The organism is Phragmitibacter flavus, assembly GCF_005780165.1.
Taxonomy (GTDB): Bacteria; Verrucomicrobiota; Verrucomicrobiia; order Verrucomicrobiales; family Verrucomicrobiaceae; genus Phragmitibacter; species Phragmitibacter flavus.
Genome location: NZ_VAUV01000015.1, coordinates 74,386 through 88,304, shown reverse-complemented (window position 1 = coordinate 88,304; position 13,919 = coordinate 74,386). Strand labels below are relative to the sequence as shown.

Here is a 13,919-nt window from a genome sequence, read left to right as displayed (position 1 = left end):
AAGACACTTCCTTATCATTCTTCCGACGAATACAGAACCACACAAAGATGAATTAGCCGAAACCACCCGCCCCACGATGTTGTCCCCCTCATGCACAACATCAACACACACAACCTCGGCTATCCACGCATCGGCGAACAACGCGAACTCAAAAAAGCCACCGAAGCCTACTGGAAAGGCAACCTCTCGCTCGCCGAACTCGAAGCCACCGGACGTCACCTGCGCAAAACCAATTGGCTCAAACAAAAGCAAGCCGGCATCGACCTGATTCCCGTCAACGACTTCACTTTCTACGACCAAACCCTCGACCTCTCCTGCCTGCTTGGCAATATCCCCCCACGCTTCGAATGGCCCGGCGGCGACACCACACTCGACACCCTTTTCACCATCGCTCGCGGCACTCAACCTGCCAGCACCCATGCCTGCGAATCATGCACCCCAACTGCCTCCGTCTCCACCTTCGCCAGTGAGATGACCAAATGGTTCGACACCAACTACCACTACATCGTCCCCGAGTTCCATCCAAACACCCAATTCCAAATCAGCAGCCGCAAAATCTTCGACGAATTCGCCGAAGCCCAAGCCCTCGGTATTAACGCCAAACCCGTCCTCATCGGACCCATCACCTACCTCACTCTCGGCAAATCCCAAGAGGCCGGTTTCGATCCATTTGACCTCCTCGACAGCCTGGTCAGCACCTACGAACAAATCATTAAAAGACTCTCCGCCACCGGAGCCGAATGGATCCAGCTCGACGAACCCATCTTCGCGCTCGACCTCACCCCCACCCAACTAGACGATCTTCAGGACGCCTACCGACGCCTTGCCAGCGTTCGTGGCCAAACCAAGCTGCTCGTGACCAGTTACTTCGGGCCGCTGCGCGAAAACCTCCCTCACTTCCACGCCCTCCCCGTGCAAGCCCTGCACTTCGACCTCGTGCGCGGCGGTGAAGATCTCCCCGATATCCTCACCTCCTTCCCTACCGACAAAATCCTTTCCCTAGGTGTCGTCGACGGACGCAACATCTGGAAAAACGACTGCGAACAGTCTCTCTCCCAACTTCACGACGCCCTGAAAACCGTCGGCCCCGACCGACTATGGATCGCCCCCTCCTGCTCCTTGCAACACAGCCCCGTCACCCTCAACAACGAACCCAACCTCGATGCCGAACTCAAAAACTGGCTCGCCTTTGCCGACCAGAAACTCGAAGAAGTCGTCGACCTCCGCGACCTCCTCACCGGCAGTGGCAGCAACGAAAAACTTGTCGCCAACCGCGCCGCCACCCAAACTCGTCGCACCAGTCCCCGCATTCACAATCCGTCCGTCAAAACCCGGCTCGCCGAAGTCACCCCCGCTGACTTTGACCGCACCTCCCCCTTCCCAAAACGCCAGCAGCTCCAGCACACCAAACTCAAGCTCCCCCAGTTCCCCACCACCACCATCGGCTCCTTCCCCCAAACCGCCGAAGTGCGCTCCGCACGCGCCCGCTGGAAAAAAGGCCAGCTCAGCGACACCGACTACGAGAACTTCCTCAAAGCCGAAACCGCCCGATGCATTGCCTTCCAGGATGAGATCGGTATCGACATGCCCGTCCATGGCGAATTCGAACGCAACGACATGGTCGAATACTTCGGTGAACAACTCGAAGGTTTTGCCTTCACGTCCAACGGTTGGGTGCAAAGCTACGGCTCCCGCTACGTCAAACCCCCCGTCATCTTTGGCGATGTCAGCCGCCCCAAACCCATGACCACCGAGTGGTCTTCCTACGCTCAAACCCTCACAGACCGCCCCATGAAAGGCATGCTCACCGGACCCGTCACCATCCTGCAATGGAGCTTCGTCCGCAACGATCAGCCCCGCTCCACCACCGCCCATCAAATCGCCCTCGCCATCCGCGACGAAGTCCTCGACCTCGAACACATCGGCATCGCCGCCATCCAGATCGACGAACCCGCCATCCGCGAAGGTCTCCCCTTGCGACGCAACGACTGGAAGGCCTATCTCGACTGGGCTGTCAAAGCCTTCCGCCTGAGCGCCGCTGGCGTCAAAAACGACACCCAGATCCACACCCACATGTGTTACTCTGAGTTCAACGACATCATCGCCGCCATCGCCGGTCTCGATGCCGACGTCATCACCATCGAGACCTCCCGTTCCAACATGGAACTCCTCGACGCCTTCGTCGATTTCCAATACCCCAACGAGATCGGACCCGGCGTCTATGACATCCATTCCCCCCGCGTCCCCACCGTCGCCGAGATGGAAAACCTCATGCACAAAGCCGAAGCCCTCATCCCCAGGCGCAACCTCTGGGTCAACCCCGATTGCGGCCTTAAAACCCGAGGTTGGGACGAAGTCAAAACGTCCCTCATCCACATGGTCCAAGCCGCCAAAAACCTGCGCCAATCCATTCCCGTGACACAGGCTTGAAGCCGTGGGTGTCGCAGGCTTGAAGCCTGCCCGGTCGGGTTCTTCCACCCTGCCAAAACCCTCGAAAGTAGAAGGCCCGTCTCGGGCCTTTTCATCCCACCACAAAGGCTCGCGACGAGCCTTCTACTTTTCATCCTCCCCTATCCGCCAAATTCCATGCACATCCGCGACCTCCTCACCCCAACCCGAACCACCCCCACGATCTCCTTCGAATTCTTTCCACCCAACACCACCGAAGCCAGCGACCGCCTCACGGACACCCTCCAGCAACTCACCCCTCTCGCTCCCGATTTCGTCTCCGTCACCTACGGCGCAGGCGGCACCACCCGACACGCCACCCAACAACTCGTCACCCACCTCAAAACCCAAACGCCACTCTCGCCCATCCCCCATCTCACCTGCGTCAACCAACAATCTCACGACATCGACGCCATCCTCGAAAACTACGCCACCCAAGGCATCAGCAACCTTCTCGCCCTGCGCGGCGATGCACCACGTCACACGACCATCACCTGTAACGACTTCCCCTTCGGCATCGACCTCGTCCGCCACATCCAAAAATTCAACCAACGCCAGTTCCATCCCGACCCCCGCGGTTTTGGCATCGGTGTCGCCGGCTTTCCCGAAGGCCATCCCGCCACCCCCAACCGCCTCCTCGAAATGGACCACCTCAAAGCCAAAGTCGATGCCGGAGCCGACTACATCTGCACCCAACTGTTCTTCGACAATCGTGAATACCACGACTTCCGCGAGCGCTGCCACCTCGCCGGCATCCACATTCCCATCATCCCCGGCATCCTCCCCATCACCAGCATGGCCAACCTCCGCCGCATGGCCGAACTCTCCGGCGGCACCCGCATCCCCGCCCGACTCCTCAAAGCCCTCCATCGCGTCCAAGACGACCCCGCCGCCGTCCAACAAATCGGCCTGCATCACGCCACCGAACAAACCTTCGATCTCCTCCATCACAACGTCCCCGGCATCCATTTTTACACCCTCAACCAATCCCAACCCGTCCTCGAAATCCTCTCCCGTGTAGGTTGGAAATCGACAACCCACACGAACCTCAACAGATCATATCCTACTAATCATTGATCAGGACTAATCCGACACCTTGGCCGGCTTGGCATCGGTCGCGTTAGGTGCAGGAGTTGGCTTGGATGCCTCCTCAGCCTTGGGCACCGCTGGTATCACCAACCTTGGCTCCGGTGCTGGAGGCTCACGTCCGGGAAATCCCGGCGGATAACTTGCCCGCCCGCTGAATCGATCATAATTTGAACTTGCTGCACCACTCGGACTCACCGTCACCGCCTGTTGAGTCCCTGCCTCGTAGGCCTGGGGATGATTTTTCTTGATGTCATCCAGCATTTTTCCTATTACTTCAGCCGACACCAGCTGCGACCCACTCCGCAGCACTTGTAGATAGCCCGCCACCGCCCCCTGATACTGCCCCGCTCTTTCCAGATTGTTGGCACCAAGAAACTGCTTCATCGCACTGCTGTCGCTGGTGGTCGCCACCGACTGGATGCGCATCGTAACCGCCACGTCAATCACCCGACTCATCAGGGTCCAGTCCGAAGTGCTGCGGGCTTTTTCCAAAACCCTATGCAAGAACTGCTCGGAACTTTCATCCTCACCAATCACCATGTCCGCAGGAGCACGCAGCAAACGGCCCAGAGCAAATTTGGCCAGCAGGTCACGCACCCGTGTCAGGCCCTGCATGCCTGAGGATGACTCATGACTTGAAAAGCTGATCGAAACACCGATCCCCGCCTGGAAATCTTCGTAGTTCCGTCGGTAATTCCGCAACTGTGAACTCAATCCTGTATCTCCGTAATATCCCCCCAGCTCACGTTGCTGACGGATAAGTTCGTCAATATTTTCAATGGCACCATCGAGATCCTCCAACTGGTTCACCCCGTCTGCAATATCACCTATCTGCTTTTCAACCTCACTTTGTGAAAGTGACCTGCTCTGCAACGCTGGATAGATGCGCTCCGCCACCTCTTGTAACTTGGTCAACAGCTCCGATCGGGGCATGAATTCGGTCAGTTGACTCACCGCAGAACTGCTGTTGGATAAAATCTGCCTGGCAGGGTGATTGTCTCTCGAAACCCTTTTCGCGGATCCCTCAACCGCCAGGAATCCGTCTTGAATGGATGTGAGAATTTGTCGCACCGCCTGCAGCGCATCCCTGTTGAAGAGCACCCGTTCATCGCCCATGCGTTGCGAACTGTAGGCAATTTCTTTCTCCGACTTTAAGATTTCAAAAATTGGACCGTCCAGATCGGCTGCCTTAGTCGCATCCAATCCACTCACCAATGATGTGCGAATGGTTGAATCGAGCTTCTCCTTCAACAGCTGCATTCGCTTGGTTCTCAGCTCCTTCATCTCCTTGATCAACTCACGACAAATTGCCCCCGTTTTGGTGGGGCCAACGAGCCGCTGGACTTCCTCCAGACTCTGCAACACCTCCGACTGCCGCTCCTCCATCCCCAGCTGCTCAGCAGACAGCTGTGCCAATATCGAATCCGCACGGTCCAAGCGTATATCGTCCCCCTGTTTTTTCTCCTTTCCTTCCTTAAGTTCACTCGCCAATTGCAACTTCAGAGATTCCAACAACTTCGCGGGCTCGGCTCGTGCAGAGGACAAGAGCACTAAAATCAAAAACGCCGGGAGATATTTCATCAATTCAGTCTAAGGAGCCCACGGGCGCTGCACAAGATCGAACTATCAGGAAAGTTTCCCGCACCCACCCCCGTTTAGGTGTAACGATTATCGTCGGCATGTCGCTACACGATTAATCACTTCCCTTATATAAGTAAATGTGATGAAGTTGTTCTCCAATTCCAACCACACCACGATGAAACTTTTCGGACTCACTCTCACCCTTGTCACCGTTGCCATCGCCAGCCAGCTTTCCGCCCAAGTTCGCACTTTCACCAGCACGGATGGTCGCTCTCTCACCGCTGAAATCGTTACCGCTACGCCGGACATGGTCACCTTAAAACTTGAAAACGGTTCCACCCCCGTCGTTCCTCTTGTCCGCCTCAGCGAAGCCGACCGTGCCCATATCGCTGCCTGGCGAAAAGCCAACCCGGTCGACATCCGCTACAATTTTAATGTCGATTACGCGAAGTCACGCACCTCAGGTCCGCGCGAGCGCCCCCGCAGCGGCGGCAACAATCCCGTTTTCCGCAGCAAAGAAACCTGGGTCTGCACCTTCAAAATCCAGAACCGTTCCGGTCAGGCCATCGAGAATCTTGAAGTCCAATACCAACTCCATTGTTACGACGACGACGGCAAAAACCGCGTCATTGAGCACAAGTTCGGAAAAAAACAGATCCCACTTATCAAAACCAACGAGATTCTCTCCATCGACGCCGACCCCGTCCAGCTTGAAATCGTCCAACTCGCCGCTGGCTACGTTTGGCAGGATGGACGCAAAAGTTCCGAAGACGATGGAGTCAAGGGTGCCGCAGTGACCCTCCTTCACAACGGCAAAATCGTCCATGAATACACCACCCGCGGCATCACCAAAGCGGTCCGTGGAGAAAAGAAAACCCCGCCCAACCGGGCCGCCAGCGCCAGCCAGTAGATCATCGTCATCAAGACATCGACATCAATAGCCTGAACGAACTCCCGCCAAAACCGCGTTGAGTAGTTCTCCTATCATGATGATCCATTGCGCCCTTGCCCCCCTCCTCGCCGTTCTGGCGACCGTTACTCTCCACGCTGCTCCCAAGGATGATCAATACACCCTCGGTCCCGACTCGCTCCCACAGGAAGGCGTGCCCCACGGCAAAATCATCGCGATGGAACCCTGGAAATCCAAAATTTTTGAAGGCACCACACGCGACTGGTGGCTTTACATCCCCGCCCAATACGACGCGAACCAGCCCACTGCCATCATGGTGTTTCAGGACGGTGGCAAAGCCAAACCCGAAGACCCCAAATTCGGCGGCCCCAACAACGCCGTCTGGGTGTTCGACAACCTCATCCACCGCAAAGAAATGCCCGTCACCATCGGCATCTTCATCAGCCCCGGCATCTTTCCCAACGAAGACCCGAAAAAAGAACCCCGCAAAAATCGCAGCTTCGAATACGACACCCCCGACGCCACCTATTCTAGATTCCTTCTCGAAGAAATCCTTCCCGAAGTCGCCAAATCCTACAACCTGACCACCGACCCCACCCGGCGCTCCATCGTTGGCAACAGCAGCGGCGGCATCTGCGCCTTCACCGTCGCCTGGGAACGTCCCGACGCCTTTCAAAAAGTCGTCTCCCACATCGGCAGCTTCACCAACATTCGCGGCGGCTACATCTACCCTCCCGCCATCCGCCAGACCGCCCTCAAATACGCCAGCAAAACCTACGACACCCCCGAGAAAAAAGAACTCCTCAACCTGCGCCGATCCATTCGAGTCTTCCTTCAGGATGGCGAAAATGATGTCGACAACCAGTTCGGCAGTTGGTGGATCGCCAATCAAGACATGGCCGCCGCCCTAAAATTTGCCGAATGGGACTATAAATTCGTCACCGGCACCGGCACCCACAACGGCAAACACGGTGCCAGCATCTTCCCCGACACCATGCGCTGGCTGTGGCGCAAAAATTGATGACCGACACGCTCCGCCCCACATGTCTCACCTTCGCGCCAACCTCACCTCGGTCCTTGCAATTTTCCTCCTCAGCAGCACAACCACGCACGCCGCAGCGGATCTGGAAATTTCCGAAAACTTGCCACTCCCCGAATGCCACAGCATTGGCTGGGTCAAAGCCAACACGCATGCCAAAGGTTCCAAAACCTGGGACGGCGTGCTCGATGAAGCCAAATGGGGAACGCCCGCCCCCGATCAACTGGTGACCCGCAACTGGGATTGGAAACTCACCGATCAACAATGGCACGAAGCCGTTCAAAAACACGGCGAGGGCAAACACGAAGACGTCAAATTCGACCTGTGGATTCCCCAGGAAACCGAAACCATCAAAGGCGTCGTCGCCATCTCCGGCCACGGCAGCGGCGAAACCCTCTACCAACACGAAGAACTCCGCCGCATCGCCCGCGAACTCAACCTCGCCCTTTTCAAATTCGTCGGCAACCCCATGCAACGAGGCTTCTGGCCCAAAAGCCTGCTCTATGAACGACTCACCACCATGGGTCATAAACTTGATCACCCCGAAGTTGGTAACGCGCCTTTGTTTCTTTATGGCCATTCCAACGGCACCGGCTTCTCCGCCATCTTTCCCACCACCGAAAGTTCACGCGTCTGGGCCTGGGTGTCCATGCGGCCCGGCATCACCTTTCAAGTCTACCAACCCGATGCCGCCCAAGTCCCCGGCCTGGTCATCTTTGGCGAAAACGATTCCTTTCTCGCCCGACCCTCCAGAGAAGAAAACCTCGCCGTGGTCGAAGTCATGCGCAAGAAACACCGCGCCCTCTGGAACTCCGTTGTCGAACCCGATACCGGCCACGGTCCCGGTCCCAAAACCTGGCCGCTCGTCTTCTCCTTCCTGCGCCACACCTTCAACGCCCGAGTCCCCTCCGATGCCAATCCCACCGCTACTCCCGTAAAGCTTGTCCCTCTCCCCGAAACATCCGGACATCTCGGCCAAAACTGGGACAGCAAAAAAGGCGGATATCAAACCCTCCCCATCGCCCCCTTTGCAACCTTCCCAGCCGACAAGTCCACCGCCTCATGGCTGGTCAACCCCGCCTATGCCGCCGACTGGCAGACCTTCCAAGAAAAGGGCCAGCTCCTGCCCATCATCGATTCCAGTAAACCGTAGATCCCATCAAGGCCCCACCACGCGGGCTCTTAAAAATCCTCTCGGTTCCGTCGAACTCATCGGAATCGTATGACGGAAAGTCACCGACTCCGTGCCATCGGCATGCACTTCAGGACTCCCCAATTGCACGCCCGCTCCCAAATTCCAATCCAACAGATCCACCGACGTATCCCCAAACCAACTCACTCCCACCGCCGACCGACTGCGCACCACCTCGACACACAAATAGTCCTCTCCGTTGTCACTCTTCACATCAAACGTCACCGGATTCGCATCTCGGGTCAGTGGATCAAACCCATGCGCCCACTCCTGAAAATTCGTCAATCCATCTCCATCAGGATCGGCATTTGCACCACCAATCAACGCATTCGCCACCTGCGCCGGAGTGAAATACAACGCCTGCCATTGCACCAGCGTCATGCTCGCCGGGATTCCCAAACTCCCCCCATTCACCGGCGATGCCCGCCAGTTCAATGGCTCTTCACCCACCATCGCCAAATCCAGTTTTTCCAGCGAAGGCCCAGTTCCGTTGGCTGCCGTCGGCCATGGAGATGACACTCCAAACGTCACCTGATCGACCCTGATCCATGGCACCTCCGTCACCGCCTCATCATTTAGAAATGGCACCCCCGGCTTCTCCAGCGCAACCAACTCCCCGCTGTTGCTCAAGCCCCCCGTGAACGGTCCAAATATTCGCGTGGCCGCTGGCACTCCATACTTCGTTCGATAATTCGCTGGCGCAATTGGCACCACCAAGATCAACTCCCCGGGAGCGATCACCGTATTCGCCGGAAACCCATAGTTGATCCCGTCAAACTGCCACGTATTCAACGGATTGGCCGTGTCATACAACGCCACCGGCTGTTTGCTGATGTTGCGTAACTCCACGAACTCATCACCACCTGAAAGTGGTCGGTAATGCACCTCACTCATCACCACCGGACCCACCCTCGCCCCAGAATTAATCGCCCCAGGAGTGGCCGTCTTCTGCGCCAGGAAAAACACACTGCCCTGCGAGTTGATGAACCGCCCAAACGTCACGCCAAGCTCACTCGCCTCGAACGCATGACTGTCCGAATAGCCCGTCAGATTTCCCGCTGCATCCGCACTGGCAATTCGCGCCCGCTCCCCGTTGCTGCTGATCGAAAACGGCACCAACCCGGTCGCAAAATCCTCTTCATCAAACACCAGATATCCCCCCGGAGGAATAATGGTCCCATCCGCAATTTGATACTTCTTCGGCGTGCCATTGCTGTCGCTCAACCACCAGTGACTGATGTCCACCGCCACCGCATTCGGATTAAAAAGTTCCACCCAATCCATGTCAAACACCCCTGGATTCGACATCACCTCATTCACCCAAACCGGCAAAGCCGGCGGCGCAGGATCATCCATCCCCGGACTTCCATGCGTGCTTGAGCTGACACGCCAATAAATCGAGTTGTCCGGCTCAGGCACCGTGTTTGGACTCACTGGCACCAATGACGGTCCACCCCCATCCGCCGAAGTCGGCCACGGTGCCTTGTCAGTATAGGTCACCGAAAACACCACCCGGTCCAAGGCATTGATCAACGTCACCATCTCCCCACTGTTCGAAAGCGAAGTTCCCGACGCCCCCCACTCATCAAACACCGTCACCCCCGGATACCGCTCTGCCATCCGGCTGATGCTCTTCGCAATCACCAGATGCGACCCCGCCGCCAATGTCGCCCCCTCCGGAAACGTGTATTCAATTCCCGAACTAAACGTCATCCCACCCAACGACACCGTCTGCGTCCCCACATTCTTGATCTCCAAAAATTCATACTCATCCCCATCGACCAACCCGTTGTCAGCTGGATGATACATCAACTCCGTGAAGATCAGCGGTTCCGCCAAACCTGTGTCAAAATACGCCTCCTGCAGCGGGCTCCACTCCCCGTTGTCCAATCGCACCCGGGCCTTGATCGTCCCCGGATACGTCAACGTCAGTGCCCCGCCGTAAACCGCCCCCGCGATTCCTCCACCCGCCAGACGCGGATCACTGCCATCGGTCGTAAAGTGGATCGTTCCACCCGCGTTCAGATTCGTCATTTCCAACTGGAAACCCGGGGCCACCACTCCGCCGTGCTGACCAAACACCGGAGCCTTCGTTGCCGGCCACAACCCCTCCGCCACAAAATGCGCCGGCACCTCCACCCCGGCCACCTCATCCGTGTATCCATCAAACAACACCCGCCGTCGGCTCGGCGTATTTGCTCCACCACTCGAATACCGCGTCACATTGCCCACCCCATTGAACCATGGCGTCACCTTGTCATTCACCGCCGTCGGCGCTATCAACGGCGCAAACCCCGCCTTCATCGCATTCCAGCCCGCCAACACCCGGGCTCCCGTAAACGCCCCGCCATTAAAAAAATGCTTCTCAATTCGATCCGCAAACAACAGCCGAAACTCCGGACTCTGCCTCAACAAAGTATACAAAATCCGAATCCCCTCCCCCAACCCAGCCCCACTTGGATTTGTGGTTACAATCGCCCCCGTCGTGCCCGCCACGAACATGTTCGTCCGCACGTTGCCGCTAAAATCCCCAAACGCCCCCTCCGCATCCCACAGGTAATACCGGTGTTTTCCGTTCACCGTCCGCTCCCGCGCACAAATATAATTGTTATGCGGCCAGTCCCCCGTCACCCCCACCAGGTTGGTCAGCAAATAATCCACGAAATTGACCATGTCCAACCTCGTCGCCATGCCCTCATAATTCGCGAGCGTCGCCTGCGAGTTGTTCCGCAAATACGTGATCAACTCCTGAAAAGCCAGTCCGTCCCCACTCGAGATCACCGTCACCTGCCGCACATCCCATGCATTTTCCCCACCATGATGCCGCTGCAAAAAGTCCTCTCTCACATGCTCACACAAATTGTAATACCCCTTGTAAACGCCGTTCACATACAAGGTGTTGATCATCCCCCGGCTCCCCACCTGCCCCGTGCTGATGAACAAACGCCGCATGTATTCATCCTCAATGAACGGATTGCTCGGATCATTCTTCCCCGCCCGCACCCGCACATCATGAAACGCATTCACCGGATAATCCGGAAACAACGGCCACTCCAGCGGATCACCCCCAAAATCATTGCGGAAGAAAAAGTTGAACGACGGCTTCTGCGTAAAATCCGTCTGATGCCAGGCCCCGTCATTCGGCGCAGGTGACGCCCCCGGTGCCCGGTTCTGATTCGCCAGCCGATACCGCGGCCGCGCATGATTGCTCCCCGACACCCGCAACCCAAACTCAATGTTCGGTCCCGGCGTCCCATCCGCCCGCAAAATCTCCATGTTCACCGGCTTCTCCGTAAACCGCCCCCGATGCACCACGTTGTTATACGCATTCAAGTCCACCGCCGTTCCCGGCGTCGCCCCCGTCTGCGTCCACATTCCATTGTTTCCCGTCGGTGCGGGTCCCACAAAGTTTGTCTGCGCTCCACCCGAAATCGCCATCACCCCAAACGGCCGGTAAAGCGACCTCTGCTGATCCCCCACCAAACACAACGCCGGGACACTTTGACGCCCCACCGGTTCATTGATCAAGTAACTCCTCGTCGCCACCTTTGAAGCAATCATTCCACTTACAAATGCCCTTGCCCTCACCCCGCTCGAAGCCGTAATCAAAACCGAACTCCCCACCACGCCGTTCGTCTCCGTCGGCTCCGAACCATCCAAAGTATATCGGATCACCGCCCCCGGCGTCGCACAGCTCATCGTGATCGTCCGACCGCTCAAATAGAACCCTCCCGGCTCTGAAAACGTCGGCTCCGCCACGCGACCACTCAATGTCGTCCCACCGTTCACCGCCCCCGGTGTTGGCTCAGGAAAAAACACCAGCGATCCGACTCCATTTCGACCATAACTCTCCGCCGCCGTCTGGGCCCCAAAGGTCACCGTGCTCATCGCCGCCCCTCCCGCATTGCTCAGCACCAGCGTCTCCCCATCCGCACTCAACTTGAAGTTCGCATGATAAAATCCCCCCGCTGCCGGTTCCGTGATGTCGAGATCATCGCACATCACCACCAGATACCCACCGGCTGGAATGGTCGCCCCCGCTGGAAACGACCACTTGTGCGGCTCATCCTCATCATCACTCAATCCCCACCCCGCCAGCGATACCTCCACCGCCCCGCTGTTGTGCAACTCCACCCAATCCGGTGAAGCCTCCGGCGGCTCCGGATTGTCCTCAATGTTCTCATCCTCCGCCGTCACCGGCTCACTCTCTCCCAAAAAATAATTCCACGTCGAAACCGCCGGAACCATCATCCGATTGGTCCCCGCAGGATTCGTCCGCAACTGCGCCCTCATGAACAAATCCCCGTCCGCCAAACTCACGTTATGCACCTGCACCGCCAGCACGTTCTGCCCCTCAATCAATAACTTCCCCGGCGGATCCAGGTTGTAAGTCGCATAACTCCCCGGTGACCTCGCACTCGATGCCACCGCGTTGTGCGGCGTAAATGCATTCGCCTGCTCCAGCCGGTCCCGCGCCACCTCCACCCCGTTCAGATACGCGACAAATCCGTCATCCCAATCCATCAACAACTGCAATGCCGCCGGGTCCGCCACATCCGCCGCCGTCGCCGTAAACACCACCCGCGCATACAACGAAGTCACCATGCCCGTCACCTGACCCGTTAAATTCGTCCCCAATGTCACCCCGCCCGGAGGCGACCCCGCACCAAACGGCGACGATCCCGTCGACCACAACCCATCATCAAAAGACGGTCTTCCCCACGGCACACTCTGCCTTGCCTGAAACATCAAGGTCGGATCAAACAACCCGCCCGAAGGTTCCACCACTCCCGGAAAATATTTCCATGCCGTGTTGTTCGCCACCAATGTCGCCCCCGACAACTTCAAATCCCCCTTAAAATAAAAATTGTTGCTGTTGTTGATCGAAGTCAGCGCATTCGTCGACTGGTTGTGAACCGACGTGTTCTCCCAAAAATTCAACGCATGCACCGCAATCACATTGTCCCCCGTCACCAACACCGAACTCGCCACCGGCAACGTCAGCACCTCCGTCCGCAGATACGGTGTTAAATGGCTCTGCGTATTTGCCGGAGTTCCTGACGCCGCAAACGAATCCCGATACTTAAAATCATTCACCGGCCCCGCATTCCGCCGTGCCACCTCAACACCGTTGATGTAACACACAAACCCATCATTAAACTGCACCTCCAAAGACAACGCCGCAGCACTGGTCGCCTGCCCCGCCGATGCCGCGAAAGACTTCCTCAGATACATCGTCGGCGTCAGATTCTGCATCTGCGTCGCCATGTTCGTCCCGACCACCGGTGCCGGTGATACATTCGTAAACGACCCAAACCCAAACGGCCCCACCCCCGTCTGCCAGGATGCATCATTAAACGTCGGGTCATTCCACGCCTTCCCAAACCCCAGCTTCGGCACCCCCGTCGGCGACCATTTCAACAACCGGTCGGACCCCCTCGCCATCACCTCATTGATCACCACCTGCCCCTCTGCGCTCGCGTTTAAAAGCGCCAATAGAATGAGAGAGAAAAAAGCAGCAACCCGGGATTTCATTAACATCGTTATAGCGGAACCTATTCTCGCCAGGCAACGGAATTGTCACATGGACGCAAAAAAACTTTCCCTCGCAACTAATACCTGAGAGGGCGATTCTATTCTGCCGTATTCCGAATCCCGCT

General features: G+C 57.2%; 7 protein-coding genes. 5 read left to right on the top strand and 2 right to left on the bottom strand.

Annotated elements, in window-relative coordinates; genetic code table 11:
- The first annotated feature begins 90 nt into the window (after positions 1-90).
- Both metE and metF read left to right on the top strand, forming a co-directional pair.
- Entirely contained in the window at positions 91-2,430 is a 2,340-nt protein-coding gene (gene metE, locus FEM03_RS19000) for a 5-methyltetrahydropteroyltriglutamate--homocysteine S-methyltransferase (RefSeq protein ID WP_138087878.1), read from the top strand.
- A 156-nt stretch (positions 2,431-2,586) separates the two neighbouring features.
- A complete protein-coding gene (metF, locus tag FEM03_RS18995; RefSeq protein ID WP_138087877.1) occupies positions 2,587-3,525 on the top strand; it encodes a methylenetetrahydrofolate reductase [NAD(P)H] in 939 nt (312 codons plus the stop codon).
- Between the two features lie 6 nt (positions 3,526-3,531).
- On the opposite strand, the gene FEM03_RS18990 is transcribed toward metF, so the two are convergent.
- Positions 3,532-5,118: a hypothetical protein gene (locus tag FEM03_RS18990; RefSeq protein WP_138087876.1), complete on the bottom strand. Its 1,587-nt coding sequence runs from the start codon at positions 5,116-5,118 to the stop codon at positions 3,532-3,534.
- A 175-nt stretch (positions 5,119-5,293) separates the two neighbouring features.
- On the opposite strand from FEM03_RS18990, the gene FEM03_RS18985 reads away from it, so the two are divergent.
- The 3 genes from FEM03_RS18985 (at position 5,294) to FEM03_RS18975 (ending at position 8,220) form a co-directional block, all read left to right on the top strand.
- Complete coding sequence (locus FEM03_RS18985; protein WP_138087875.1) at positions 5,294-6,028, top strand: hypothetical protein; 735 nt, start codon at positions 5,294-5,296, stop codon at positions 6,026-6,028.
- 76 nt (positions 6,029-6,104) lie between these two features.
- Positions 6,105-7,049, top strand: coding sequence for an alpha/beta hydrolase (locus FEM03_RS18980; RefSeq protein WP_138087874.1), 945 nt, complete (start codon positions 6,105-6,107; stop codon positions 7,047-7,049).
- A gap of 22 nt (positions 7,050-7,071) precedes the next feature.
- The gene (locus tag FEM03_RS18975) at positions 7,072-8,220 is read left to right on the top strand and encodes a hypothetical protein (protein WP_138087873.1); all 1,149 of its coding nucleotides are present in this window, start codon (positions 7,072-7,074) and stop codon (positions 8,218-8,220) included.
- 6 nt (positions 8,221-8,226) lie between these two features.
- Here the strand turns inward: FEM03_RS18975 and FEM03_RS18970 are convergent, their stop codons facing one another.
- The gene (locus tag FEM03_RS18970) at positions 8,227-13,755 is read right to left on the bottom strand and encodes a lamin tail domain-containing protein (protein WP_166442998.1); all 5,529 of its coding nucleotides are present in this window, start codon (positions 13,753-13,755) and stop codon (positions 8,227-8,229) included.
- Positions 13,756-13,919 lie beyond the last annotated feature (164 nt).

Coding starts and splice junctions, on each gene's coding strand:
- FEM03_RS18990 (WP_138087876.1), bottom strand. CDS start 5,118: ATGAAATATCTCCCGGCGTTTTTGATTTTAGTGCTCTTGTCCTCTGCA.
- FEM03_RS18985 (WP_138087875.1), top strand. CDS start 5,294: ATGAAACTTTTCGGACTCACTCTCACCCTTGTCACCGTTGCCATCGCC.
- FEM03_RS18980 (WP_138087874.1), top strand. CDS start 6,105: ATGATGATCCATTGCGCCCTTGCCCCCCTCCTCGCCGTTCTGGCGACC.
- metF (WP_138087877.1), top strand. CDS start 2,587: ATGCACATCCGCGACCTCCTCACCCCAACCCGAACCACCCCCACGATC.
- FEM03_RS18975 (WP_138087873.1), top strand. CDS start 7,072: ATGTCTCACCTTCGCGCCAACCTCACCTCGGTCCTTGCAATTTTCCTC.
- metE (WP_138087878.1), top strand. CDS start 91: ATGCACAACATCAACACACACAACCTCGGCTATCCACGCATCGGCGAA.